Origin of the sequence: Microbulbifer sp. VAAF005 (genome assembly GCF_030012985.1) — a bacterium.
Classification (GTDB): domain Bacteria; phylum Pseudomonadota; class Gammaproteobacteria; order Pseudomonadales; family Cellvibrionaceae; genus Microbulbifer.
Genome location: NZ_CP120233.1, coordinates 1,245,096 through 1,270,195, shown reverse-complemented (window position 1 = coordinate 1,270,195; position 25,100 = coordinate 1,245,096). Strand labels below are relative to the sequence as shown.

The 25,100-nt window shown below is 51.9% G+C and carries 20 protein-coding genes and 6 tRNA genes; 17 read left to right on the top strand and 9 right to left on the bottom strand.

The genetic code is table 11. The annotated features are described in order from the left end of the window. Window positions 1-59: 59 nt before the first annotated feature. The 4 genes from P0078_RS05600 (at window position 60) to P0078_RS05585 (ending at window position 6,331) form a co-directional block, all read left to right on the top strand. Entirely contained in the window at window positions 60-1,628 is a 1,569-nt protein-coding gene (locus P0078_RS05600; protein ID WP_282933486.1) for an AbgT family transporter, read from the top strand. Between the two features lie 347 nt (window positions 1,629-1,975). Further along, on the top strand, window positions 1,976-4,108 hold the full coding sequence (locus P0078_RS05595; protein WP_282933485.1) for a TonB-dependent siderophore receptor: 2,133 nt from the start codon (window positions 1,976-1,978) through the stop codon (window positions 4,106-4,108). Between the two features lie 108 nt (window positions 4,109-4,216). After that, on the top strand, window positions 4,217-4,795 hold the full coding sequence (locus P0078_RS05590; protein WP_282933484.1) for a hypothetical protein: 579 nt from the start codon (window positions 4,217-4,219) through the stop codon (window positions 4,793-4,795). Window positions 4,796-4,822: 27 nt separating this feature from the next. Next, window positions 4,823-6,331 (top strand): PepSY-associated TM helix domain-containing protein, encoded by a 1,509-nt coding sequence (locus tag P0078_RS05585; protein WP_282933483.1) that lies wholly within the window; start codon window positions 4,823-4,825, stop codon window positions 6,329-6,331. Window positions 6,332-6,372: 41 nt separating this feature from the next. Here P0078_RS05585 and P0078_RS05580 read toward each other — a convergent pair whose 3' ends face one another. From P0078_RS05580 to P0078_RS05570, 3 genes are all read right to left on the bottom strand, one after another. Continuing rightward, window positions 6,373-6,834 carry a GNAT family N-acetyltransferase gene (locus P0078_RS05580; protein WP_282933482.1) on the bottom strand — a complete coding sequence of 154 codons (462 nt, stop codon included), beginning with the start codon at window positions 6,832-6,834 and terminating at the stop codon, window positions 6,373-6,375. Window positions 6,835-6,918: 84 nt separating this feature from the next. Beyond that, on the bottom strand, window positions 6,919-7,635 hold the full coding sequence (locus P0078_RS05575; RefSeq protein WP_282933481.1) for an esterase/lipase family protein: 717 nt from the start codon (window positions 7,633-7,635) through the stop codon (window positions 6,919-6,921). A gap of 59 nt (window positions 7,636-7,694) precedes the next feature. Further along, window positions 7,695-8,210, bottom strand: a complete 516-nt coding sequence (locus P0078_RS05570) for a PH domain-containing protein (protein ID WP_282933480.1) — start codon at window positions 8,208-8,210, stop codon at window positions 7,695-7,697. Window positions 8,211-8,311: 101 nt separating this feature from the next. Between P0078_RS05570 and P0078_RS24745 the strand changes: the two genes are divergently transcribed. The 3 genes from P0078_RS24745 to P0078_RS05555 all read left to right on the top strand — a co-directional run bounded on the left by P0078_RS24745 (window position 8,312) and on the right by P0078_RS05555 (window position 10,396). Continuing rightward, complete coding sequence (locus tag P0078_RS24745; RefSeq protein WP_282933479.1) at window positions 8,312-9,289, top strand: patatin-like phospholipase family protein; 978 nt, start codon at window positions 8,312-8,314, stop codon at window positions 9,287-9,289. Beyond that, window positions 9,265-9,774, top strand: coding sequence for a GNAT family N-acetyltransferase (locus tag P0078_RS05560; protein WP_282933478.1), 510 nt, complete (start codon window positions 9,265-9,267; stop codon window positions 9,772-9,774). The genes P0078_RS24745 and P0078_RS05560 overlap by 25 nt, the downstream gene beginning before the upstream one ends. Window positions 9,775-9,916: 142 nt before the next feature. Next, the gene (locus P0078_RS05555; protein ID WP_282933477.1) at window positions 9,917-10,396 is read left to right on the top strand and encodes a GFA family protein; all 480 of its coding nucleotides are present in this window, start codon (window positions 9,917-9,919) and stop codon (window positions 10,394-10,396) included. Between the two features lie 70 nt (window positions 10,397-10,466). Here P0078_RS05555 and P0078_RS05550 read toward each other — a convergent pair. The 6 genes from P0078_RS05550 to P0078_RS05525 form a co-directional block, all read right to left on the bottom strand. Further along, a tRNA-Asp gene (locus P0078_RS05550) sits at window positions 10,467-10,543 on the bottom strand. 48 nt (window positions 10,544-10,591) lie between these two features. After that, a tRNA-Val gene (locus P0078_RS05545) sits at window positions 10,592-10,667 on the bottom strand. Between the two features lie 314 nt (window positions 10,668-10,981). Further along, a tRNA-Asp gene (locus P0078_RS05540) sits at window positions 10,982-11,058 on the bottom strand. A 49-nt stretch (window positions 11,059-11,107) separates the two neighbouring features. Then, window positions 11,108-11,183, bottom strand: a tRNA-Val gene (locus tag P0078_RS05535). 396 nt (window positions 11,184-11,579) lie between these two features. Further along, a tRNA-Asp gene (locus tag P0078_RS05530) sits at window positions 11,580-11,656 on the bottom strand. Window positions 11,657-11,694: 38 nt separating this feature from the next. Then, window positions 11,695-11,770: transfer RNA gene (locus P0078_RS05525), tRNA-Val, on the bottom strand. 176 nt (window positions 11,771-11,946) lie between these two features. Here P0078_RS05525 and P0078_RS05520 point away from each other — a divergent pair. The 10 genes from P0078_RS05520 (at window position 11,947) to P0078_RS05475 (ending at window position 25,045) form a co-directional block, all read left to right on the top strand. Then, complete coding sequence (locus P0078_RS05520) at window positions 11,947-12,474, top strand: cytochrome c-type biogenesis protein (RefSeq protein WP_282933476.1); 528 nt, start codon at window positions 11,947-11,949, stop codon at window positions 12,472-12,474. After that, the gene (gene ccmI / locus P0078_RS05515; protein WP_282933475.1) at window positions 12,471-13,700 is read left to right on the top strand and encodes a c-type cytochrome biogenesis protein CcmI; all 1,230 of its coding nucleotides are present in this window, start codon (window positions 12,471-12,473) and stop codon (window positions 13,698-13,700) included. The genes P0078_RS05520 and ccmI overlap by 4 nt, the downstream gene beginning before the upstream one ends. 304 nt (window positions 13,701-14,004) lie before the next feature. Beyond that, complete coding sequence (gene smc / locus P0078_RS05510; RefSeq protein WP_282933474.1) at window positions 14,005-17,508, top strand: chromosome segregation protein SMC; 3,504 nt, start codon at window positions 14,005-14,007, stop codon at window positions 17,506-17,508. 26 nt (window positions 17,509-17,534) lie between these two features. Then, window positions 17,535-18,551: a cell division protein ZipA gene (zipA, locus tag P0078_RS05505; protein ID WP_282933473.1), complete on the top strand. Its 1,017-nt coding sequence runs from the start codon at window positions 17,535-17,537 to the stop codon at window positions 18,549-18,551. Window positions 18,552-18,702: 151 nt separating this feature from the next. After that, a complete protein-coding gene (gene ligA, locus P0078_RS05500; RefSeq protein ID WP_282933472.1) occupies window positions 18,703-20,754 on the top strand; it encodes an NAD-dependent DNA ligase LigA in 2,052 nt (683 codons plus the stop codon). A gap of 177 nt (window positions 20,755-20,931) precedes the next feature. Then, window positions 20,932-21,366 (top strand): hypothetical protein, encoded by a 435-nt coding sequence (locus P0078_RS05495; RefSeq protein WP_282933471.1) that lies wholly within the window; start codon window positions 20,932-20,934, stop codon window positions 21,364-21,366. Window positions 21,367-21,618: 252 nt separating this feature from the next. Next, complete coding sequence (locus P0078_RS05490; RefSeq protein WP_282933470.1) at window positions 21,619-22,065, top strand: DUF4399 domain-containing protein; 447 nt, start codon at window positions 21,619-21,621, stop codon at window positions 22,063-22,065. Window positions 22,066-22,123: 58 nt separating this feature from the next. After that, window positions 22,124-23,509: a class II fumarate hydratase gene (locus P0078_RS05485; protein WP_282933469.1), complete on the top strand. Its 1,386-nt coding sequence runs from the start codon at window positions 22,124-22,126 to the stop codon at window positions 23,507-23,509. Between the two features lie 261 nt (window positions 23,510-23,770). Then, window positions 23,771-23,971: a hypothetical protein gene (locus P0078_RS05480; protein WP_282933468.1), complete on the top strand. Its 201-nt coding sequence runs from the start codon at window positions 23,771-23,773 to the stop codon at window positions 23,969-23,971. 3 nt (window positions 23,972-23,974) lie between these two features. Beyond that, the gene (locus P0078_RS05475) at window positions 23,975-25,045 is read left to right on the top strand and encodes an AraC family transcriptional regulator (protein WP_282933467.1); all 1,071 of its coding nucleotides are present in this window, start codon (window positions 23,975-23,977) and stop codon (window positions 25,043-25,045) included. The last annotated feature ends 55 nt before the right edge of the window (window positions 25,046-25,100 follow it).

Sequence of the window (25,100 nt, the reverse complement as noted above, 5' to 3'; positions counted from 1 at the left end):
AGGCCATGGAGTAGCGGCCTCCTTTTTAATAAAAAATAATAAATGTACAGGGTGCAAACATGGAAAACGTTCAGGCAAATCCTGATGCCGGCAATAGTGCCGATAATAAAAATGGCTGGATTAATCGAGCGCTCAATTTTATTGAGGTTGTCGGTAATAAATTACCCGATCCCGCTGTTCTGTTTTTGATCTTGATGGTGGGAATCTGGGTGCTCTCCTGGCTTCTCTCCGGTGTTAACTTCGAAGCCTTACACCCCGCTACCGGCGAGGCGATACAGGTAACCAACCTGCTCTCCAGTAGTGAATTGGCCCGCTTCCTATCTGGTATGGTAACTACCTTTACCAGTTTTGCGCCCTTGGGGGTGGTGTTGGTAGCCATGCTGGGGGTCGGTGTGGCTGAGCAGAGTGGCTTTATCAATGCGGTATTGAAAAAGCTGCTGGCGGTAACGCCGCAGATGCTGCTGACACCTATGTTGATTTTGGTGGCCATCGTCAGCCATACAGCCGTAGATGCGGGTTATGTATTGGTAATTCCTCTCGGAGGGGTGATCTTCTATGCGGCAGGGCGCCACCCTTTAGCGGGTATCGCTGCGGCATTTGCCGGAGTTTCAGGCGGCTTCTCTGCCAACTTTGTTCCTTCAGCGATTGATCCCTTACTGCAAGGCTTTACCCAGACAGCGGCACAAATCGCCAACCCGGAAATGCAGGTAAACCCCCTTAATAACTGGTTCTTCACTTCGGCATCCTGCCTGCTGGTGACCCTGTTGGGGTGGTGGTTGACGGATAAGGTCATCGAGCCCCGCCTCAAGAATGTAGAGGTGGATGGCGATGAAGCGGATATGCCAGTAATGCAGGAGCTGGGCGCCCGCGAGAAAAAAGCCATGTACCTGGCTGTAACTGTGATGGTGGCGGGTATCGTCGGGCTTGTGGCCTGGATGCTGCCGGAAACCTCAGCCTTGCGCGATGCAGAAGGGCAATTAGCCTCCTTCACAGCGCCGATTATGAAGTCGATTGTGCCGCTGATCTTCCTGCTGTTTGTGATTCCCGGTGTGGTGTTTGGCTATGCGGCCGGTACCTTCCGCCAGAGTAAGGATGTTATTGATGCGATGTCCAAAACCATGGGCTCCATGGCTTATTACATCGTGATGGCTTTTTTCTGTGCGTTGTTTATCTCTGAGTTTGCCCGCTCCGGTTTGGGTACGCTGCTTTCGGTAGAGGGAGGGAGCTTGCTCGCGGCGATGGAGCTGCCGGGCCCGATTACCCTGATGGGCATTATTGTACTGGTAGCCTTTATCAACTTATTTGTGGGATCTGCCTCTGCCAAGTGGGCGCTGCTGTCCCCCATCTTTGTGCCTATGTTGATGCAGATCGGTTTCTCCCCTGATCTCACCCAGGCCGCTTACCGGGTAGGTGATTCCTCCACCAATATCATTACCCCGTTGATGCCTTACTTCCCCTTGGTGGTTGTGTACTGCCAGCGCTATGTGAAGGGAACGGGTATTGGGACACTTGTATCCATTATGTTGCCGTACTCCATTGTGTTCCTGATTTGCTGGTCGCTGTTCCTGGTGGCTTACTGGACACTGGGAATGCCTTTGGGAGTGCAGGCTAGTTATACCTACCCTTGAGTGGCTGGAGCACCCCTAGGCGAATTGGTCGAATAAAATAAAATACTAAACTGGATGGCGGCTGCTGAGCGGTCATCCAGCTATCTTCTTGTGTTCAAGCCGAATCTAAACCTCCTGAGCCCCATTCTAGGTCTGAATTAACTGGTAAAAACGTGCAATTTAGCTGCTGTGAGATTGTCTTTCTCTGCTGGTATTTTTGTCATTAACTGCCGCGAGGACATTTTTAGTAAAAAAATGTTCCAATAATGTTGTAGATGATAACGATTCCTATTAGGATTCGCGACCAGTTATCAAGGTCACACCTAAAACGTGATCTATCTAAATTCAGTTGGCATTGAGAGATCTCTATGAGTACCGCTCGAACGAAAAGTATGCAAAAAGCTTCTCCTGTAATTTCTGGAATCAGCCGTTCCTTGTTGGCACTGGCTATTGCTGCGGGCGGTTCTTCTGTAGCGTTTGCTGCGGATAACACAGATGATCGTATTGAAGAGGTAAATGTAACCGGTGAATTGAACCTGTCTCGCCAAACCTCTATCGGTAAGCTGGATATTCCGGTTGATGAGACTCCTTTTTCCATCTCTTTACGGGATAAAGACTTCCTGGACTCTATCGGTGCCAAGTCCGTTCAAGATGCTTTGCAGTATGTCGCTGGCGTTAATGGTGGGACTTATGGTGTGGATGCGCGCGGTGACTGGTCGACAGTTCGCGGCGTAGATCCGGTTATGTTTATTGACGGCCTGCAGTCTATCTTTGGTAGTTACACCAGCTCTCGCGCTAATGCGTATGCTTTTGAGCGCGTTGAAATCCTAAAAGGACCATCTTCCGTGCTTTACGGTCAGGGTTCTACAGGCGGTATTGTGAACCTGGTCTCTAAGCGCCCTAAAAATGAGTTTGGTGGCGAAGTGATGGTTCAGGCTGGCGACTACGATCGTCTCGTTTTTGCTGGTGACGTTACTGGAGCGATAGATAGTTCCGAGCAATGGCTGTATCGTGTAGTTGGATATGACCGTGATGCGGATGCTCAAGTTGATCATGTAGATGATAACAGCACCCTGTTTATGCCTTCAGTGTCTTGGCGCCCGAGTGCTAATACTGAAGTTACTTTCCTGACCTCCTATCAAAAAGATGAATCTGGTACTACCACCGCATTTTTGCCTTGGGGCGGTACCCTGATTGATAACGCAAACGGTGATATTCCCACCGATACTTTCTTAAGTGAGCCGGGCTGGGATAAATATGATACAGAGCAAACCTCTTACAGTGTTTGGGTTGATCACCGCTTCAGTGATAGCTGGGCATTAAATGCCGGATTGCGTTACTCCGAAGGGGAAGTTGATTACAACTCTATGTGGACCAACTTTGATGCCACGCGCCTCAACCCGGATATCAGTGAAGCAACACGTACTATCTACATGAGTGATGCGACAAGCGACCTGCTCATCTTCGATTTGCGTATGTCTGGGGAGTTTGCCACAGGCGCATTGGAGCATCAGGTTTCTTTTGGTCTGGATAGCCAGGATGCAACAACAACCAATGATCGTCTGTATTTGTATGGCTACGGCGGGACCATTGATATCTTTAACCCGGTTTACGGTTACGTGCCTGCTGGTCTGAGTAGCTTGAATGACTTGGAAGGCTTAACTGATTACTGGTCTGAGAGCAGTACAGATACCGAGCAGCTTGGATTCTACTTCCAGGATCAAATGAGCATTCAAAACTGGATTATCACCACTGGAATTCGTCGCGATAATGCGAAGTCCGACTCTGGTGATTCTTCATTTGAGGATGATGCTACGACTATGCGCTTTGGTGTAATGTATGCCTTCGATAACGGTATCACACCTTACGTAAGCTATTCTGAATCTTTCGAACCTGTAAACGATTCTGATGCGAATGAGACTCCGTTCAAGCCAGTTGAGGGGGAGCAGGTAGAGGCAGGTATCAAATACCAACCTGAAGGTACCAATCTGTTGATTACAGCCTCTGCTTTTGAAATCAAGCAGAAGAATTTGCTAGTAGACGATTACGATAATGAGGGCTACCAAACCCAACTTGGCGAAGCCGAGCTCGATGGCTTTGAATTGGAGGCAGTAGGTAAGCTTGGTGATTTGAGTCTGGTTGCCAACTACAGTAGCCTCAACATTGATGAGGATATCGAAGCTGTCCCTGAAGAGCAGTTTTCCGTCTGGGGGAACTATGACTTTGGCAACCTGTTACCTGGTTTGAATGCCGGCATCGGTGTTCGTTATGTGGGTCAAAGTTATACCGGTGTCGAAGATTCAACCGGAACCTTCCCGTCCTATAACCCGTCATACACTCTGTATGATGCCGCTATCGGCTATACCCTGGAAAGCTGGAAGTTCCAGTTGAATGCAAAGAACTTGACCGATGAAGTTCACACTACCGCTTGTCTGAGCCGAGGTGACTGCTTCTACGGTGAGCGTCGCTACGTAACTGCGGAAGCACGCTACACCTTCTAAGTTAGTGTAGGCAGGGAGTTTGTCCGCAGGGGGAGTCTGTGGGCAGGCTCCCTTTTTTACGTTTTAGCAATCAGACGGGAATTGAATCCCGCTGTGATGGTAATACCAATGTCTTTTTATATGATTGCCGGTGCCTCCAGTGCTTTTGCTTTAGCTGGTATTTTGCTCCTTTATTCCGCCTGGAGCCGTAGTGGGGCAGAGCCAGTACGCAGGTGGGGTGGTTGGGCTGCCATGGTGTTATCGGCCATTGGCTGGAGCTCAATTGTTGGAGTGGAATTCGGAATTAGTATTGCCACTCTGATTGTGATGCTGGGGGCCTTTGCTCTGCTGGCTCTAAAGGCAGACTGGCCCAAGGGTCCCAGGCCGATTGAAAAACAGCGCTCGGGGACACCCGAATCTCAAGCCCTGCTTCTATTGTGGTTGCGGGGCTTCATGCGTTTTATGGCAGCCTTTCTGTTGCCCACTGCTAGTGGCCTAATCGCCGGTCTGCTTTTCTTCGGTTTTACCGGATTTTCTGAAGCTGCCCGATTAGTTGGTGGTGCCTTCATGTCAGTGACCATTTGGACCCTGGCGATGATTTGGTGCTGCGCTGATAAAAAATTATTACGCCCTTCGGCTGCCCTGTTGGCGTTCTCAGCGGTTAGCGGTTTGTTATTGGCATTTTCGCTTCCGGCTTCGGCAGCATAAATCAACGGACTTGAGCAGGAATTTAACGTGAAACTTTCCTTTAAACCGACCCCTGGCTTTGTCCGTAATATGACTGATGGGCATTCAGTTCTCGGTCTGGCGATATCCACCCTTTTATATATTGTTTGTGTCAGCGGAACACTGGCGGTTTTCTACAATGAGTTCGAACGCTGGGAGCAGGCCTCAGAGTTGGAAAACCTTAATGTTGAAGCCTCTGTGTACCGGACTGCGACAGAGAATGCTATCGCGCTGGCCAAGCAAGAAAAGGAAGATCTCGAGTCAATCAAATTCACCATCCCCAATCAGGATATGCCTAGATTGGTGGTTGAAGTTGGTGATATGGAGCGGTATGTCGCTGAAGATGGCTCCCTGCTTGGTAAAGTTGAACACGAATGGACCCACTTCCTAGCCTATTTGCATTTTGCGCTCAACCTCCCGGTTGGCTATGGAGTTATACTGGTTGGCCTAATCGGTGTGGTGATGTCAGCATTGATTGTCTCCGGTTTGTTGGCCCATCCAAAAATCATTAAAGATGCTTTTTCTTTTCGTCTTGCGGGCTCTAAGCGCTTGCAGCAAGTGGATTTACATAATCGGTTGGGTGTTTGGGCTTCACCTTTCCATCTTGCTATCGCTATTACGGGTGCTTTTATTGGGTTGTCCCAGGTAGCTGCTTTTGCAATTGCCGGCGTATTCTTTGATGGAGATACGGAAAAGGTCGAGCATATGCTCTATGCGGACCATCCAGTGATGGAGGAAAATGCTCCTGAAGTCGATTATCCAGACTACGCTGCGATCTTGGCAACGATGGATCGCATCGCACCAGAGGAGGAGCGCACCCGTATTGAGGTAGCATTCCCAGGGCGCGAGGGTCAGGTTGTTGAGGTGTGGACTCGGGTTCCTGAGCGGTTAGTCTGGGGTGAGCGATATCACTTTAATCCCGACGGCAGCCTGATTCAAAAAGAGGGCTGGTCTGAGGGCGATGGGGCCAAGCAGGTTTATCTTTCTACTTACCGCTTACACTTTGGCCACTTTTCAGGCTTTCCGGTGAAAATCGCCTACTTTCTGTTAGGGGTGGGGATGTGCCTGCTGGTGGTATCCGGTATTAATATCTGGTTCGTACGCAAGCGCCAACGTGGTAATCCTGCTGTGCGCCTTGAGCGAGTCTGGACTGCTCAGGTATGGGGTATACCATTTGCTATAGCGCTGAGTGCGGTTACCTACCTGGCCTTTAAGCTCAATGCGGCACAGGTATTCTGGTTGGTGACTTTGCTGCTAAGTGTTGTGGCGGCGTTTGTAGGGACTGTGGCTAAGTGGTCCATGTTTCTGCGGATTGCAACCATTCTCGCTTGTGTTGGAGCTGTAGCGGTGCATGTTGCGCAATTTGGTGGGGACTCCTTTGTGCGGGCGTCCCTGGTAGCTAATGCTGTTTGGCTGATAATTGCTGCAGGCATTGCAGCTTCATGCTTTTACAGCAAGGCTCGCCAGAGAGGTAGTGAGCCTGTGCCTGCCAGTGCCAGTCCTCTGGGTAGCAATTAATTTCCTGGGCTGCAGTAACCCTGCAGTCCCCTAGCGCCCCCTCAGTTATGTGCGGGGCGAAGCATCTCGATATGCGGGATGCCGTCTTCCTGGTACGGCTCAGACACCTGCTCAAAACCAAACTCCCCGTAAAATCTATCCAAATGTTGTTGAGCTGAAATGCGAATACCAGTGTTGGGGTATTCTTCGCATGTGTGCATTACGGCTCGGCGAATCAGCTCCTTGCCCAGGCCTGTTCCGCGACTGGCTTCTGCGGTTAACACTCTTCCTATCGAGGGTTCCCGGTATTTAAGGCCTGGGAAAACAACTCTCAGGTAGGCCATAACCTGCGGGTTATTTTCGTCTCCCTCCCAGCAGATCAGGTGCCAGGAGTGTTGGTCTTTGCCATCGGCATCCTGATAGGGGCAATCTTGTTCTACCGTAAAAACTTCCTGCCTTACTCGCAAAACTTCGTAAAGTTGACTGAGCGTAAGCTCTTTAAAGCTGCACCATTGCCACTGCATAAAGGTGAATTCCAAATTATTGTCACTAATTTTGTAATGTGATTGGAGTTAAAAGGTATAGATTATTTATAAGATCGATTAATTTTAATTGGATGCCTGATTGCCGGCTCTATGAAAGAATCCATGCTTGAGATAATGGATAACTTGAGAGATAACTTTTTTATCTTTCATCATAAACACATGGGTCACTGGCATTTGCAGATGATCATTCATGCCATCCAGTTTTGTGCTGGATACGGAGACTTTACCATCATCGGCTTCTGGGATAAGGCGGGATAGAATCAGGTTGATGCTGCGAGTACCGGCAATAATACCTACATCAAAATCTGCACTACCGAGCTTGTTGGGGACGCTCATCTCACCAGTACCCAGCTGTAGCCCAGCATCGCCAAACATAAATTTGAAGCCGGGGAATGTTCCCAGTTTATCAACTACTTCGCTGCCTTTATTGGGTGGGCCCAACATGACAACGCGATTCAGGTTTTTGATTTCAGCTGAATGTAGATATTGCCTTACCAGAATGCCGCCCATGGAGTGAGTGACAAAATTGATCTCTTGCGCGTTACCGCACTCCTCGACAGCAGGCGCTATGGCCATGCTGGCCAAGGTTTCAATGGAGTGCTTGGTCGAAGGGTAATCAATATTGACCGTTTGGAAATCTTCGGCATCTATGGCCTTTGCCAGTTTCTCCATTGAGCTATCTGATTTGGCTAGTCCATGCAATAAAATCACACAAGCGGAGTGAGCACTTGCTGATAGCAGCGTAAATGCGGCGGCAATTATAAAAGCGAACTTTTTCATCGGTTTGAACTTCCTGTCGACTTCTCGTGCCTATTCGTGTGGCGTTGTTGTCGGAGCAATTAATTTGGATTGGGTTGAAGTTGGCAGTGTTGGCGGAGAATGTCCGCTGCCCGCTCCGGTTTATCGGGGGTGATCACGATAGTTTGTGTAGCCAGACGCAGTACGACAGATTTTTGCTGATCGGTAGCAAATGCACGATAGCGCCCCAATTTTTGGTTTTGAAACAGGCCTATATAGCCAAATAAGCCGGAGTTGCCAAAGATGCGGACTGATCCTTGCATGGCGGTTGAGTCGGGGAATGCTTCAGATAGCCCCTCCAAGGAGATGGTGGTTTTCCAGCCCGGGCGCAATATCAAGAGGTTGCCATTTTTGATGGCGTAACCACGGATGGCAAAGAAGGCGCTGAGAGCCAGTATTGCAGGCGGAAGTGCTATGGCAATGCTATAGAGGGTAGATGGAGCAGCTGGTGCTCTCGATGCCAGAAAGAGCGGCAGTCCCAGTAGGAGTAATGTGCATATGGCACTGATAATTTGGAGCTGGCGGCTCCACGGCGCTTTAAACGCAATTGTTGGCATACTTGGTTTAACTCAACGGATTACCTGAATGCCTCAATCATAGTGCTATTGGAATCTGCTTGGCAAAGGTAGAGATGGTTTGGTTTTAACGGTTGCTCGCTATGGAAGACTGTATTTTGATTAACGAGAATTCCCAGTCAGCCCTTGTGGTCGAAGGGGGTGCTATGCGGGGGATTTTCGCTGCAGGCGTATTGGATGCATTTTTGGAGGCGGGCTATCGGCCATTTGATTTTGCGATCGGTGTATCCGCAGGCTCCACCAACTTGATTGGTTATCTGGCGGGAAACCATGGGCGAAGTCGGCAAATACTAATGGACCATGCCCGGCGGGCGGACTTCATTGACTGGCGCCGCTATCTCCGAGGCGGTCATTTTTGTGATATTGGCTGGTTGTGGCATGCGTCATATCAGGATATTCCGCTCAGTGTCGATAGTTATGTTGAGAATGGAATACCGCTTTATGCCGTGACTACCAGTATCAACACGGGGGAGGCTAGATACCTGAAAGTAACTCCGGAAAACATGCACCAGGTTTTCCCGGCTTCTTGTGCCATTCCGGTTGCTTACCGGGGGTTTCCTGAAGTGGATGGGGAGCCTATGACCGATGGTGGCCTGGCTGATTCGATACCGATTATTCAGGCCTATCAGCAGGGGGCCAGAAATATAACCGTTATTCTTTCGCGCCCTCTGGGGTATCGGAAAATTAAGGGGCCTGCTCCAAAGTTTATCAAACAGTTTTTCCGTGATCATGCCCGGCTATTTGAGGCCGTGCTGGAGAGGGGGAGAAATATAATCGGGCTCTGGAGTTTATCGAGGTGCCTCCAGAGGGGTGCCAGGTTTCGGTTATTGCGCCTCCAGACAATTTCCCGGTTAAGCGTTTTACCCAGGAAGCAGAGTTGCTCGAGGAAGGTTATGAGAGCGGCAGGACCCGGGGTTGGGAATTTCTTCGTGAGCTTCCCGGTCAGCGGGACTCTTTACCGTCAATTGAATAGTAGTGCCGGTATGAATGGGTTGATTGAGCTTAATCAGAATGTGAATGGTGAGGTAATCGACTGGTGGAAATACGTTTGCTCGGAGTGACAGATGCGCCCGCCATATCTGCTTTTTATTTATCTAATGAAGAGCACCTGAAGCGCTGGGAGCCCATTCGTGAGCCCGGTTTTCACAGTTCCGGGTCCTGGATTCGACGCATAAGCTCTGGAGGAATTTTAAAGTTTGCTGCATTAGAGTCCGGGTGTGATCAATTACTGGGTGTTTGCTCCTTGACGAATATCATCCGAGGCCCATTTCAGGCCTGTAATATGGGATATGCAGTTGACCAGTCCCACGAGGGGCGGGGCTTAATGGGGAGCTTGTGTCGTCATGTCGTTGATTATGCTTTTGACACCCTAAATTTGAATAGGGTGATGGCAAACTACATGCCTAGCAACGATAGGTCGGCTGCTCTACTGGAGGCACTGGGCTTCGTTGTCGAGGGTAGGGCGGCAAAATACCTGAAGATCAATGGATGTTGGGAGGATCATATCCTCACGGCGAAGCTAAACCCCAGATCCTTGGATATTTAATGATATTCGTTGAATGAGGCGCCAAATGGCATTTACTTCACTGTGTGTCTATAGGAGTCTTGGGTAGGACTGAGATATTGTTGCTAACCTATTGCGATTTCATGGACGACTTCGAATAACAGTTTTGCGGAAGGAGAAAGGGATGAATGGTAAGTGCCTATGCGGTGGGGTTGAGTTCCAGCTGGAAGAGCCAATTCCAAACCTTTACCAATGCCATTGCTCGCTCTGCCGCAAATTGAGTGGTTCCGCCTCGGATACTGCCATGTTTATTAGCCGGGATCAGTTTCGCTGGGTGCGGGGCTTAGACAGAATCTCTTCATTCCGGACTCCTACGGGCTATCGATCTGACTTTTGCGGTGGATGCGGAAGTACAGTTCCTCACTTAATGAGTAATACAACGCACTTCTGGGTGCCTGCTGGATTGCTGGAGGGGGATATCGATGGGAAGGTCGTGGCCCATCTTTGCACTGAATCCAAAGCATCCTGGGATGAAATTTCTGGTGAGGCGGAGTGCTTTAACGAAATGCCGGAGCTGGAGCGATTGATGCATCTATTGCATGGCGGCGAAGAAGCAGTGGATGGGGAATGGGAGGAGAGCCAGGCGGCTTCAGCTGAAGTTTAAAAAACCAAACTCTTTTCTAATTAGCGCATACAAAAAAGCCCCGCTCTTGCGAGCAGGGCTTTTTTGTATATGGCGGACCGGACGGGACTCGAACCCGCGACCTCCGGCGTGACAGGCCGGCATTCTAACCAACTGAACTACCGGTCCGCATTCCTGCTTCTCTTGGTTGCTCTTGCCGGGCAAGAGTAAGAGAAGTGGTGGGTGGTACAGGGGTCGAACCTGTGACCTACGGCTTGTAAGGCCGTCGCTCTCCCAACTGAGCTAACCACCCCGTGTCAGGAGCTGCGTATCTTAATGATTTTTTTACTTAGGTCAACAACTTAGGGAAGTTTTTCTAAAAAAGTTTGCGTCTGGCTTTAAGTGTGAGAAGTGGGTGTGTATTTGAAGAAATTGCTGCTCGTCTATTGGCAATATTTGGTAATAAAACAGGGTGCTACTTTCATTGCCCCGGTTTTCTATTAGTTTTGTTAGTCGGTCTGCACAGTTTGTGGTGGGGAGTGGGGAGGTGGTTGTGTATTGAAAAGTGGTTTTGAATTTTTCATATACAAAAAAGCCCCGCTCTTGCGAGCAGGGCTTTTTTGTATATGGCGGACCGGACGGGACTCGAACCCGCGACCTCCGGCGTGACAGGCCGGCATTCTAACCAACTGAACTACCGGTCCGCATTCCTGCTTCTCTTTGGTTGCTCTTGCCGGGCAAGAGTAAGAGAAGTGGTGGGTGGTACAGGGGTCGAACCTGTGACCTACGGCTTGTAAGGCCGTCGCTCTCCCAACTGAGCTAACCACCCCGTGTCAGGAGCTGCGTATCTTAATGATATTTTTTTTGCGGTCAACAATTTTGTTGGGAGATTTTTAAAAATTTTTTTTAAGAATAAAAAACATCCAAAAATTGTTTAAAAATTAATTAATTAGAGGATTTTTTGAGGGTTCTTTAAGCTGTTTTTATCGATCAAAATCAGCTGCGTAGAAATTCAGAAAATAAAAATTCAGGCTAGAGAAAATTGTTGCAGAAAAATTTTGCCAGCACGGGGCTCGCACTATTTTTTTACGCTGAGATTTGGTTATTTTTTTGTGGCTCTTTCAAGTTTCCAGCGTAAGCAACTGAAAATAAAATATGAGAAAAATGAAAAGATATGAGGCACAAACAAAAAAGCCCCGCTCTTGCAGCAGGGCTTTTTTGTATATGGCGGACCGGACGGGACTCGAACCCGCGACCTCCGGCGTGACAGGCCGGCATTCTAACCAACTGAACTACCGGTCCGCATTCCTGCTTCTCTTGCTGGGCAAGAGTAAGAGAAGTGGTGGGTGGTACAGGGGTCGAACCTGTGACCTACGGCTTGTAAGGCCGTCGCTCTCCCAACTGAGCTAACCACCCCGTGTCAGGAGCTGCGTATCTTAATGATATTCTTCGTGGCGTCAACGCCTTTTTTGAATTTTTTTTTGTCTTTCAATGAGTTAACGCGCTTTTGTGTGAATTCGTGGGCGTGTCCGCCGGGGGGTGACACTGTTATAATCGCCCCAATTCCCGTTAGTTAGAGCGTGAGAAAAGCTGTGACACAGAAGACCTGGCTGGCCCAACTTGTACTGGTATTCGGTATTTTTTGCCTGTCCATCGCTGCACATGCGGTAGTTGAGACACAAAAATTGTCCTCTCCCGAGCTGGATGCAAGGTATCGCGTGCTTATTGAAGAGATGCGCTGCCCCAAATGTCAAAACCAGAACCTGGCAGACTCCGATGCGTCTATTTCCTCGGACTTGCGCCGTGAAATTCGCCGTTTGCTGGAGGAGGGATTTACGGACCAGGAAATCGTTGACTACATGGTGGCCCGCTATGGGGATTTTGTGCTCTACCGCCCACCTGTTCAGAAAAATACTTTGATCCTGTGGTTGGCTCCGGGAGTCTTTGCCGTTTTCGGGCTTCTGGCCTTGATTGTGATCGTGATGCGCTCAAAAAGTGGTACCGGGGCTCGCCAAGATGACGGCAGTGGGGAACTCACTGATGATGAGCGGCGTCGATTAAAGCAGTTGTTGGGAGAAGGAGCTGTAGATGAAGGTGATAGCGGGAAGGAAGGTAAATGATTGATATCTGGTTTGGTGTAGCCCTACTGCTACTGTTGGTAGCTTTTGTATTTCTGATTCCTGCTTTGAGAGCTGCAGGCAGACGTCGCAGCGGTAGTAGCAAGCGAGAGGCTATGGCAGCGCTCTACCGGGAGCGCAGTAAAGAACTTCGCGCTGCGGTGCAGAGCGGTGCGATGGATGAAAAGCAGTTTGCCCAGCTGGAGGCAGATCTCGCGCGGGAACTGCTGGCGGCTCAGCAGGAAAGTCAATCTGGTGAAGCCAGGCAGGGTGGCGGCCGATTGCTAATCGGGCTGGCGGTTTTGGTGCCTGCAATTGCAGCAGCTGCCTACGGGTTTTCCGACCGACCGTCCGAAGTAGCTTTGTATCGCGATATGGTGGCGAGCCAAGGTGGGCACACCTCTTCGGAGGAAGAGGCAAAAATCACCCGTCAGTTGCAGGAGCGGGCTAAAACTCATCCAGATGATCTTAGCAGTCGCTATATATTGGCGCAGCGGCTACTGGTGAGTGGCGATTTGGCTGGGGCGGTAGATTCCTATCGCTATGTTGTGGCTCGCGAGCCCCAGGCGGCCAATGTTAAAGCTGAGCTGGCGCAAGCGCTGTTTTTTGAAGGCGGTTCCAAGATTACCGATGAAATCCGCTCCTTGATTGAGCAGGTGTTACAGGTGCAGCCATCCAATGGCACTGTGCTGGGCCTGGCGGGTATTGCCGCTTTTGAAGATGGGGACTACCGCAAGGCTCGCCAGCATTGGCAGCTAGCACTTAGCCAGCTTCCCCCAGGATCTGCAGCAGCAGAGGCGCTTCAGGCTGGCGTTGCCAGGGCCGAGAGCGCTTTGGCAGACAGCGGTGAGGCTGTAGCGGTGCAGGCAAAGGTAGAAACGAAAGAGAAAGGCCCGCAGATTCGAGTTCAGGTCAGTTTGGGGGAGGGGGTTGAAGCTCCAGAATCTACCCCGGTATTTATCTATGCACGCAGTGCTGCGAGCCCGATGCCTCTGGCTATTGTGCGCCTCACGGCTGGGCAGTTACCGGCAGAGGTTGTGCTGGATGAGTCCCGAGCAATGATGCCTGGAAGCTCCATCGCCACTGTCGACTCTGTACAGTTGGTGGCGCGACTGGCCATTAAGGGGGATGCGCGTCCAGCTCCAGGGGATTGGCAAGGAGTGATTAGTGAATTACCTAAATCCCGCTGGAGTGAAACTCAGTCAATAGCCATCGATAGTCAGCTGTAACTGGCTGTGACTGTCGAAAATGAGGTCACAGTGTAAGCTGTGGCCTCATTTTTATTTGCGGCCGGATGGCATTCTTGCGTCTAATTGGCCTCAAGCTCACATTGCCCCGATATTGATGAGTTCTATTGGGGCAAGTTGGCATTTGGTAGCGATCGTCATGTTTGACTTGACCGCTGCTTGGTCGGATTGATAATCCCGACTGAACATTACTGTGAAGAATAGCGCTGAATGCTCTGGCGACACCAAGTAAGATTGAAGGTTTGGTGTCCCGCCCGGCAGAGAAAAATATCGAGTTTATAAATACATGCGTCTGAAGTGCATCAAGCTAGCGGGCTTCAAATCTTTTGTTGACCCTACCACTGTCTATTTTCCGACAAACCTCAACTCGGTGGTGGGTCCCAATGGCTGTGGTAAATCCAACACCATCGATGCGGTGCGCTGGGTAATGGGGGAATCTTCCGCAAAGAACCTGCGCGGCGATTCGATGACGGACGTTATCTTCAACGGCTCCAGTGGCCGCAAGCCCGTGGGGCAGGCCTCGATAGAGTTGGTATTTGATAACTCTGAGGGCAAGCTTTCTGGAGCCTATGCCTCTTTCTCGGAGATTTCCGTCAAGCGCAAGGTAACCCGGGAAGCACAGAACACCTATTACCTGAATGGCGAGAAGTGCCGCCGCCGCGATGTAACCGACCTCTTCTTGGGTACCGGCCTGGGCCCGCGCAGTTACGCCATTATTGAGCAGGGCATGATCTCCAAGTTGATCGAAGCCAAGCCCGAAGAGCTGCGCGTCTATATCGAAGAGGCCGCCGGTATCTCCAAATACAAGGAGCGCCGCCGGGACACCGAAAACCGGATGAGACGGACTTCGGAAAACCTTGAGCGCCTCACGGATATCCGCGATGAGCTGGATCGTCAGTTGTCCCGACTGGAGCGACAGTCCGCAGCAGCGGAAAAATACAGCCGATTTAAAGAGGAAGAGCGCAGCCACAAGGCTAACTTACAGGCACTCAAATACCGCGAACTGGATGACCAATCCAAGGCCAAGCAGCAACAAATAGGTGAGCTTGAACTCACCGTTGAAGAGCTGGTTACCCGCCAGGTCACCTGTGACACAGGCATTGAGCAAAAGCGCGTGGGGTACCACGAGCTATCTGACAGCTTTAACGAAGTCCAGGGGCGCTTCTACGCCGTCGGTGGAGATATCGCCCGCTTGGAGCAGAGCATTGCCCACGCTCGTGAGCGCTCTACTCGCCTGCATTCCGATTTGGCGCAAACCGAACAGGAATATCGCGAGGCGGAGACCAACCTCGAAGTGGATCGCGAAAAAGCGGCCCAGTTTGAGGAGGAACTTGAGATTATCCTGCCGGACCTGGAGATGGTCTTGGCAGCAGAAGAGGAATCTGCTGCGGCGCTGCTCGAATCTGAAGAGCAGATGCGCAATTGGCAGAACGAGTGGGACCAGTTTAACCAGGGTGCCTCTGGCTCCCGTCAGAAAGCTGAAGTGCAACAATCCCGAATCCAGCACCTGGAAACTTCTGGCCAGCGGCTGCTGGAGCGGATCAATAAGCTATTGGCGGAGCAGTCCGGCCTCCAGGTCTCTGACGACGATGAAGAGACACTGCAGCTGAACGAGCAGATGGCCGAGCTGGAAATGCAGGCTGAAGAGCGCCGCGAGGAAGCGGCAGAGCGTCGCGAGTCTCTGGACAGTCTCCGTGTGCAGGAGCGGGAGCTGGCTACCGAACTCGATCAGTTACGCTTGCAGCTGCAAACCGGGCGAGGCCGTCAGGCGTCTCTGGAAGCCTTGCAGCAAGCTGCTTTAGGGCAAGGCAAGGCAGTTGAGAATTGGCTGCAGCAGCAAGCCCTGGCTGACAAGCCCCGGCTCGCCGACCAGATTAAAGCCCAGCCCGGCTGGGAAACCGCAGTTGAAACTATCCTCGGCCCCCAATTGCAGGCGGTATGTGTCGAACAGCTCGAGTCCGTGGCTGAAGGATTGGCGGCACTGGAAAGCGGTCAAGCGGTTCTGATCGATAACAGTGCTGTAAATAGCTGCACGAAGGGAGTGCTTCCTTCGCTGCAGGATATGGTTCAGGGGCCGGCATCTCTCTCCGGCATCTTGGCGGGAATTTATACCACAGAGGATTTGACAGAGGCGCTGTCCAGGCGAGCGAGTTTGCAAGCTCATGAGTCTATTGTGACTCGCGATGGGCTCTGGCTCGGCCCCAACTGGTTGCGAGTGAATCGTGCCAGTGATGCAGAGGCAGGGGTCCTGGCGCGCAAGCAGGATCTTGAAACCCTGGGGCAGGAGTTGGCCCTATGTGAGGAGCAGATAGAGAGTATTGCCGAGCGACGCGAGTCCCTGCGCACGCAAACGGTCGATCTCGAGCGCTCCATCGAACAGGCTCGCAATGAGTCCGACCAGCTCGGGCGTCGCGAGGCAGAGCTGCGCAGCCAGTTGTCCGCCCGACGGGCGCGTGCGGAGCAGATGAATGAGCGCCGTATCCGAATTGAGCAGGAAATCGATGAGGTGCGTGAGCAGCAGGAGCTGGAAGGGGAGTCCCTGTCGGAAGCTCGTCTAATGCTGCAGGAAGCTGTCGAAGCGATGAGCGATGATACCGATCGTCGCGAAACGCTAATGGCACGCCGGGAGGAATTGCGCGAAGCTTTGGATGCCGTGCGCCAGCGTGCGCGGGAGGACAAGGATCGCGCTCATGAACTGGCTATGCGCGAGCAATCAGTGCGCACCCAAATGGTGTCTCTCGAGCGCACTTTGCAGGTGATGAGCGAGCAGCTGGAAAGGTTGCGCAGTCGTCGTCAGCAATTGCAGGAGCAAATGGAGGAGACCCAGGACCCCTCCCAGGATTTTCAGGCTGAGTTGGAAGAAAAACTCGGCGAGCGTATTGAGGTGGAAACGGAACTCGCCGATGCGCGCAAAAAGCTGGAAGAAGTGGAGACTGGCCTGCGTGAGCAGGAACAGGAGCGCCACAAAGTGGAGGCGGCTCTTCAGGGGGTGCGCGCGCAACTTGAGCAGGAGCGTCTCGCTGCGCAGACTCTGGAAGTGCAACGAAACGGATTAGTAGAGCAGCTGCGCGAGAGCGAGCACGATATCGATCAGCTGCTCGAACAGTTACCTGGCGATCTGACGATTAAACAGGTACAGGAAGATTTGGAGTTGGTAGCTGCGCGTATCTCGCGTCTCGGGCCGATTAACCTCGCCGCTATCGATGAATATAAGCAGGAATCTGAGCGCAAGAACTACCTGGATCGCCAGCATGGGGATCTGATGGAAGCGCTGGAGACCCTGGAAAATGCAATTAAGAAAATCGACAAGGAAACGAGAACCCGCTTCAAGGAAACTTTTGATCAGGTAAATGCGGGCCTGCAGGAACTCTTCCCGAAAGTTTTCGGTGGTGGTAATGCCTATCTGGAACTTACCGGTGAAGATCTGCTCGATACTGGTATCGCGATCATGGCTCGCCCGCCGGGCAAGCGCAACAGCACAATCCATCTGCTCTCGGGTGGAGAAAAAGCGCTGACGGCGATCGCTTTGGTATTCTCGATTTTCCGTCTGAATCCAGCACCTTTCTGTATGTTGGATGAAGTGGATGCTCCCCTTGACGATGCTAACGTTGGTCGTTACGCACGAATGGTTAAAGAAATGTCAGAACACGTTCAGTTCATCTATATTACCCACAACAAGATCGCAATGGAGATGGCGGATCAGTTGCTGGGGGTTACCATGCACGAACCGGGTGTATCCCGACTGGTGTCGGTGAATGTGGAAGAAGCAGCCGAGCTGGCTTCTGCATAAGGGCGTAAAGGGAGAGGCGCTAAAAAATGGATAACTGGCTGGTTACAATCCTGGTTGTCGTTCTGCTGGTCGTTGTGGTCGATGGCATACGCCGAGCGATCTTGCGACAGCGCGCGGCAGTTAAGGTCTCCCGCAATCTGTCGCGGGCCATGCAATCTGAAGTAAAAAATGAAGCTGACCCGGTCTCAGAGAAGGCTGAAGAAGAGCCTCCGGTCCGCAAACCCCCAGAGACGCGGGAGCCTAAGCCCGCAAACAGCGAATTGCCCGGGCAGGCTCGCGTTGTTCAGCGCCGTCCACTAGAGGATGCGCTACATGTGAATCGCCAGGTGCAGGAGAGCTTTATTTCCTCGCGCAAACCGCTCGCCGGCAGCAACCCCCAGAGGAGCCCGGAAGAGCAGGGTATCCTCGATTTGGAAGAGCAAGTCCCCACCCTGATGGAGTCGGTTGGTGAAGAGCAACGCTATGAGCCTGCATTGGATGAGGCTGAAAGCCTAAATGCGATGGATAGCGCTCACGGTCCTGAGCATGAAGCGGTGCATGAGGATTCTCAACCCGAGCGATCTTCTCAATCTCCAAGCTCTGGCAGTGTTGGTGAAGCTGCTCCCACCCGTGAGGTGTTGGTGATTAATGTAATGGCGCCAGAAGGGGATTACTTCGAGGGTAATGACTTACTTCGGGTAATGGTTGCCTGTGGCATGCGCTTTGGTGAAATGAATATTTTTCACTACCATGAGCACGGCGGTGCTGATGGGGCCATTATCTTTAGTCTCGCCAATATTGTTGTGCCCGGCGTTTTCGATCTGGCCCAGATGGAAGAATTTGCCACGCCGGGCGTTAGCCTGTTCCTGACACTACCTGTGGAAGGCGAGGCGATTAAAGCTTTCGATCAACTGCTTTCCACCTCATACAAAATTGCCGAGCTGCTCGGTGGCGAATTGAAGGATGAGAATCGCAGTGTATTTACCGCGCAAACGGCGGAGCATTATCGTCAGCGGGTTGTGGAGTACCAGCGCCGCAGGACTTTAGCGATGGCGCAAAGCTAGCTCGCAATCTCTAAATAATTGTTGCCATTTTTAATGCGGCCCGGGATGCCGGCTGATTTTCATTTTGGAAATTAGCCGTAAGCTCGGGCCGCATTTGCATGTAAAATCGAAATAATTTTCTAACTATTATTTTTATTCACTCGAATTGCCGATGACTCATCAAACTATTTCCCCTCAAGTGCGCGAACGTGTTCAGGAATTACATGAAATTCTCCAGCGTGCGAATCACCAATACTATGTGCTTGATGATCCCGAGTTGCCGGATATTGAGTACGACCGGCGCCTGCGCGAGTTGCAGGACCTGGAAAGTGAATTCCCTCAGCTACTGACACCGGATTCTCCCACCCAGCGGGTAGGCGCAGAGCCGCTCTCCTCTTTTCAGGAAGTTCGCCATGAGGTGGCGATGTTGTCTTTGGATAACGCCTTTAATGATGAAGAGTTGCTGGAGTTTGACCGCCGGGTGTGTGAGCGCCTCAACAGTAAAGGGCCGGTGGAATACGCCTGTGAACCCAAGTTAGACGGTATCGCTATCAGCCTTTTATTTCGCGACGGCGTGCTTGAGCGAGCGGCAACGCGAGGGGATGGCACGACGGGTGAGGATATCACCCAGAATGTACGCACCGTGGGATCTGTACCTCTGCGTTTGCGTCAAGCAGATGGTATTGAAAAGTATCCGGATGTATTGGAGGTGCGCGGCGAAATCTATATGCCGAAAGCGGGCTTTGCCGAATTGAATCGCAAAGCGGCCGCAGCGGGTGAGAAGCTTTTCGTAAATCCTCGAAATGCCGCTGCTGGTAGTTTGCGTCAATTGGACTCCCGCATAACCGCGCAGAGACCGCTGGAATTGTGTGTTTATGGCACTGGCCTTGTAGAGGGCGGTGAGCTGCCGGAAAAGCACGTTGAGACTTTGCAGCTGTTGGGGCATTGGGGCTTCCGTACAAACCGGGAGATGCGCGTCGCTAAGGATATTCAGGGCTGCATCGATTACTACCGGGAAATCGGCGAGAAGCGCGAGGACCTCGCTTATGATATCGACGGTATTGTTTTTAAGGTCAACAGTATTCCCCTGCAGCGCCGTCTCGGTTTTGTTGCCCGCGCACCCCGTTGGGCCATGGCCTATAAGTTTCCCGCTCAGGAGGAAATGACTGAATTGTTGGATGTTGAATTCCAGGTAGGGCGCACCGGTGCGGTTACCCCAGTTGCTCGCCTACAGCCGGTGTTTGTCGGCGGGGTTACCGTTTCCAATGCAACTCTGCACAATCGAGATGAGATCGAGCGCCTCGGCGTACAGGTGGGTGATACCGTCATTATTCGCCGTGCTGGAGACGTTATCCCGCAGGTGGTTTCTGTAGTGGAGAGCAAGCGCAAGCCGGGTGGTCACGCTATTGAATTCCCCACGCATTGCCCGGTATGCGGTTCGCCGGTGGAATCCACGCCCGGTGAGGCGGTGGTCCGCTGTAGCGGTGGCTTGATTTGTAGTGCCCAGCGCAAGCAGGCCATCAAGCATTTCGCTTCGCGCAAAGCGATGGACATTGATGGTCTGGGAGACAAGTTGGTAGAGCAGCTGGTAGATGAGGACTTGTTACACTCGGTGTCCGGGCTCTACCACCTCAATTTGGAGCAGGTGGCGGGACTTGAGCGAATGGGGCAAAAGTCTGCCCAGAACCTCCTTGATGCACTGGAGCGCAGTAAAGAGACCACGCTGCCTAAATTCCTCTATGCCCTGGGTATCCGGGAAGTGGGTGAGGCTACAGCGCGTAATTTGGCGCGGCACTTTGGTGAATTGAATCCGCTAATGTCGGCAGATGTCGAGGCTTTGCAGGAAGTTGAAGATGTGGGCCCAGTGGTCGCTCATTTTGTTGCTGAGTTTTTTCAGCAGCCTCATGCCCAAGAAGAGGTGGAGGCACTGCAGCAGGCGGGTGTGCATTGGCAAGCGGAAGAGAGTGACGAGCAGGATCAGCCCCTGGCAGGGGAAACCTGGGTGCTTACCGGCAAACTGGAAACCCTGTCCCGCAGTGAAGCAAAAGACTACTTACAGAGGCTGGGTGCGAAAGTTGCAGGAAGTGTTTCCGCCAAGACCGGCACTCTGGTTGCCGGGCCAGGCGCCGGCTCAAAATTGACCAAAGCACAGGAGCTGGGTATCACGGTTATGGATGAAGAGGCTCTTCTGGATATGCTGCGCGAAAGGGGCTATGAGATTTAGTCCTGGTATTTTAGGCGGGGCACCATTAGTAACTGAATAGCCGAACTTTTGAGCACTTTGCAGGTTCGTGTTTTGTTTTGTGGCTTTCTGGTCGCTTCGCCGTTAAAGTTGATGCCTTAGATCTGTTTTGCCCTGGGTACCTGATGTCCAGTGGCACTGTGGTAAGGAATGGAATTAATGCTTCAGGGCGATCAGGAATCCATCGTTTACGGTTGTATCAAAGACAGCAATAGCCTCGCTGGCGGCAGCGATCGGCGCAGGGTGAACCGCAATGCTGTGCTCGCTCTGCCCAGTGCTGATGAATGGCCATTCCTGTGCCGGGATATGTTTGCTATTCCCACCATTAAGGTGAAGCAATCTCAGTACCAAACCGATGTTATCCACTTTGGCGCTTCCTATCGGGCGGTAGAATACGAGTGGGATTTGTGGATACAGAAGTTTGAAGAGTTGCTGAAGAGTATGTATTGGGTTTCGGCAACTGTGCATTTGGAAACTGAGCTTTCCGGCGTTCACTCTTTCAGCTGGGAGTCCGCTGGCCTCTATCACGAGCCTGGCAGCGGCGATATGCAGGTTCGCTGCGAATGGACCCAAGAGGGTCGGGTGAGTATCTGATTTTTCTGGCCCGGTTGGTCCGGGCTCTCTCTTGCCTAATTGCCGCAAAGCAGATTTAAATAAGTAGCGCTGTCACAAATCCTATCTCTCTTTTTCTTTCCGCAACTATATTCCCTGATAGTCTCTGGAACTGAAACTTTGGTCTGTTAAAGTGTCTTTGCCGAACGGTACCAAGGTGCCGCGGCCGAGAAGCTGTAAAGCCAGATTATAAGAATTGGCGCGATCTGGGCGCCCTATCAGGAAGGAATACACATGATTAAATCCAGTTCTCTGCTGTTTGCCAGCGCACTGATGTTGTCGCCGCTGTTACATGCGTCTGAGCACGAAAGCAAAATGGATATGAGCAGTAAGGCCCCAGCAGATGCCAAGGTCTATATTATCTCGCCGAAAGATGGAGAGAAGGTGCCCCAGACATTTACGGTGAAGTTTGGTTTGTCTGGTATGGGGGTGGCACCGGCGGGTACCAATCAAGAGAATACCGGCCACCATCATCTGCTGATTGATGTGGATGATATGCCGGATATGAGCAAGCCTTTGCCGGCGAGTAAGAACATCATTCACTTTGGTGGCGGGCAAACCGAGACTCAAGTTACCTTGCCACCCGGCAAACATACGCTACAACTGGTTCTGGGCAACTATATGCATGTGCCACATAAAGAGCCTGTGATGTCCAAGAAAATTACCGTCGTGGTCGAGTAGGGCTGCAGCGGCTAAATAACCTTCTGTCGATGCATTAAGCGCATCTGGGGAGAGTGAAATGGGTGGCGAATTCCGCACTGAAAAGGACAGCCTGGGCGAAGTTCAGGTGCCGACTGAGGCGATGTATGGCGCGCAAACCCAGCGCGCCGTGGAGAATTTTCCTGTCAGTGGTCACGGCTTGCCGGCAGAGTTTATCCGCGCCATTGTGTTGATAAAGAAATCTGCTGCGGAGGCCAACCGGGACTTGGGGTTGTTGGATAAAGCGCAAGCTGAGGCCATTATCAATGCCTGCGACAGTCTCGGTGATGAGGAGTATGCCACTCATTTTCCCGTCGATATTTACCAGACAGGTTCTGGTACCAGCTCAAATATGAATGTTAATGAGGTGCTCGCTCACCTCGCAGAAAAGCACAGTGATCAAACCATCAGCCCCAATGATCACGTGAATATGAGTCAGAGCAGTAATGACGTGGTTCCCACCGCAATTCATGTGTCCGCCCTGCTTGCAGTGCGAGACACCCTGCTGCCTGCGTTGCGCCATTTGCACACTGACTTGTGCGACAAGTCCACGGAGCTTGAAAGTATTGTAAAAACCGGTCGCACCCATCTGATGGATGCAGTGCCTATGACAATGGCGCAGGAGGTTGGAGGTTGGGCTGCGCAAATAGAGGCGTGCCGGGAGAGAATTCGCGCGGTAATGCCTCGGCTTGCCCAGCTGGCTCAAGGCGGTACGGCGATTGGTACCGGGCTCAATGCTCACCCGGATTTTGCCGAGCTGTTCGCGCAAAAAATCAGCGCTCACACATCTCATCAGTTTCGCCCGGCAGAGAACTTTTTTACCGCAATTTCCAGTCAGGATACGTCGGTGGAATTGTCCGGGCAGCTCAAGGTGTTGGCAGTTTCCCTGATGAAAATTGCCAATGACTTGCGTTGGATGAACAGCGGTCCCCTTGCTGGTCTCTCCGAAATCGCCCTGGAGGCCTTGCAGCCAGGGAGCAGCATTATGCCGGGCAAAGTGAATCCGGTTATTGCCGAATCAGTTACTATGGTTTGTGCCCGGGTGATGGGTAATGACACCGCAGTGACCGTGGCGGGACAGAGCGGCAATTTTCAATTGAATGTTATGTTGCCTTTAGTAGGCAGTACGCTGCTGGAAAGTATTAACCTGCTCGCCAATGCATCGACCCTACTGGCTGATCGAGCCGTTGCCAGTTTCGCGGTGAATCGGGCGCATATTGAGGGAACCCTGGGCCGCAACCCCATTTTAGTGACCTCCCTTAACCCAGTGATTGGCTACCTGAAAGCGGCGGAGATTGCCAAGGCCGCCTATGCCAGCTGTAGGCCAGTGCTGGATGTTGCTGTTGAAATGACGGACCTGGATAGAGAAACGCTTGAGGAATTGTTAGATCCCGCCCATTTGGCTAAGGGTGGGTTGATCAGCTAGGGGCAAAAAAGGCGATTCCCAACAGTATTAACGATATAATGGCGGTCAGGCACATAAGCCAGTGCAAAAGCCTTAACAGCGTGGCTCGATCCTCTGGTTCCAGCATTCTTCTGCTCATTGGTGCCTCCTGCGGCGTTGACAGGAACCGGCCAATCCCTCACGATTCGACGCCGCGTCGGTACTGGGTGCCGACAATACAATGGTAGCGCCACAAAATGTGGCAGTCTCACCTGTTTTGAAAATCAATGTATCCAGATCGTCATGGCTAAAAGAAGTCGCCGCTCCTTTATTACCAGTGTCCTCGCCTGTGTCGCCTTTGTAGTGGCGGCAGTCTACAGCTGGGACCTGCCCGTTAAGGATGTTGTCACCTATTTCATTCTTCTGTTGGTGATATTGCTTGTCATCATTGCTCTGGCGTTTGGGTGCGGGGCTTTATTGAATTGGTTGCGCAGGCGTAAATAATAGATGGCGTCAACGGAAGAGGATATTCGCATCCCTATCGCCTACCTCGAGCGACTGCTCGAAGAGGCGACCAAGCATGGGTGTGATCGCAAGGAGCTTTTAGCTTCTGTCGATATCGATGAGTCTGAATTGCAGGGCGTATCCGCATTTTCAGCAGTGAAGTACGGCCGCTTGTACCAGCGCGTGATGTGGCTGGCGCAAAATGAGTGGTTTGGCATGCTTAGCGGTGGAAGGGTCCGTTCCGGGTCTTTTCGCTTGTTGTGTCTGGCGGTGGTGAACTGTGCAACCCTCCGCCAGGCGATTACGCTCTGTGCCGAATTTATGGAAATCTGCCGAGGTTTTAAGGTGAAGCCGGTACTCGGAGAAGGTGGCCATGGGCGCGAGCGGGTTGAAATTTGCGGGATCAGTTCGCTGGGCAAAGGCGAATTTGAGCAGCTGCTGAATAACACAAGCCCCAGTGTGGTACGTACAACCTTAGCGGTTTGGCACAGGTTTTATTGCTGGCTGGCAGGGCGGGAGATTCCGCTGGCCAGGCTGCACTTTTCATTTGCTTGCCCGGAAGAGTTTCGCAGTCTCGCACAGAGTGAGGCCAATGAGTTGTTATTTGAGCAGCCGTTTAATGCGCTCGAATACGATACCCGCTACCTGGAATACCCTGTGGTGCAAAGCCCGCAGATGGTCGAGGACTTTATTCGCACCGCTCCTTATCACCTGGTAATTAGCGACGGCAGTGCCAATAGTATCAAGACCAAAGTGAAAACCATTTTGAACCGGGACGTGAGTGAGTCCATGCCTGCCGCAGAGGCGGTGGCGGAGAGGCTCAATATGTCGGTCACCACGTTGCGTCGTCGCCTGCAACAGGAGGGCACCTCCTACCAGAAGCTCAAAGACGAATGTCGGATGGAAGCGGCTTTCCACTACCTGAGCTGCCCGGATCTTTCCAATGGGCAGATCGCAGAGATGCTTGGGTTCGATGAATCCAGTGCTTTCTTCCGCGCCTTCAAAAAGTGGACGGGAATTACGCCAGGCGAGTATCGCCGGGGTGGTCGCGCCGCAGCTGGCCTGGATATTTGACTGGGCCAGTCACCTTTTTTCATCCTCTCGCCTCGATTTGTCACCGCTTTGGACG

Bases quoted from the DNA above. Each gene is read 5' to 3' on its own strand.
- P0078_RS05600 (WP_282933486.1), top strand. From the start codon at position 60: ATGGAAAACGTTCAGGCAAATCCTGATGCCGGCAATAGTGCCGATAAT.
- P0078_RS05595 (WP_282933485.1), top strand. From the start codon at position 1,976: ATGAGTACCGCTCGAACGAAAAGTATGCAAAAAGCTTCTCCTGTAATT.
- P0078_RS05590 (WP_282933484.1), top strand. From the start codon at position 4,217: ATGTCTTTTTATATGATTGCCGGTGCCTCCAGTGCTTTTGCTTTAGCT.
- P0078_RS05580 (WP_282933482.1), bottom strand. From the start codon at position 6,834: ATGCAGTGGCAATGGTGCAGCTTTAAAGAGCTTACGCTCAGTCAACTT.
- P0078_RS05575 (WP_282933481.1), bottom strand. From the start codon at position 7,635: ATGAAAAAGTTCGCTTTTATAATTGCCGCCGCATTTACGCTGCTATCA.
- P0078_RS05570 (WP_282933480.1), bottom strand. From the start codon at position 8,210: ATGCCAACAATTGCGTTTAAAGCGCCGTGGAGCCGCCAGCTCCAAATT.
- P0078_RS24745 (WP_282933479.1), top strand. From the start codon at position 8,312: ATGGAAGACTGTATTTTGATTAACGAGAATTCCCAGTCAGCCCTTGTG.
- P0078_RS05555 (WP_282933477.1), top strand. From the start codon at position 9,917: ATGAATGGTAAGTGCCTATGCGGTGGGGTTGAGTTCCAGCTGGAAGAG.
- ccmI (WP_282933475.1), top strand. From the start codon at position 12,471: ATGATTGATATCTGGTTTGGTGTAGCCCTACTGCTACTGTTGGTAGCT.
- smc (WP_282933474.1), top strand. From the start codon at position 14,005: ATGCGTCTGAAGTGCATCAAGCTAGCGGGCTTCAAATCTTTTGTTGAC.
- zipA (WP_282933473.1), top strand. From the start codon at position 17,535: ATGGATAACTGGCTGGTTACAATCCTGGTTGTCGTTCTGCTGGTCGTT.
- ligA (WP_282933472.1), top strand. From the start codon at position 18,703: ATGACTCATCAAACTATTTCCCCTCAAGTGCGCGAACGTGTTCAGGAA.
- P0078_RS05495 (WP_282933471.1), top strand. From the start codon at position 20,932: ATGCTTCAGGGCGATCAGGAATCCATCGTTTACGGTTGTATCAAAGAC.
- P0078_RS05490 (WP_282933470.1), top strand. From the start codon at position 21,619: ATGATTAAATCCAGTTCTCTGCTGTTTGCCAGCGCACTGATGTTGTCG.
- P0078_RS05485 (WP_282933469.1), top strand. From the start codon at position 22,124: ATGGGTGGCGAATTCCGCACTGAAAAGGACAGCCTGGGCGAAGTTCAG.
- P0078_RS05480 (WP_282933468.1), top strand. From the start codon at position 23,771: ATGGCTAAAAGAAGTCGCCGCTCCTTTATTACCAGTGTCCTCGCCTGT.
- P0078_RS05475 (WP_282933467.1), top strand. From the start codon at position 23,975: ATGGCGTCAACGGAAGAGGATATTCGCATCCCTATCGCCTACCTCGAG.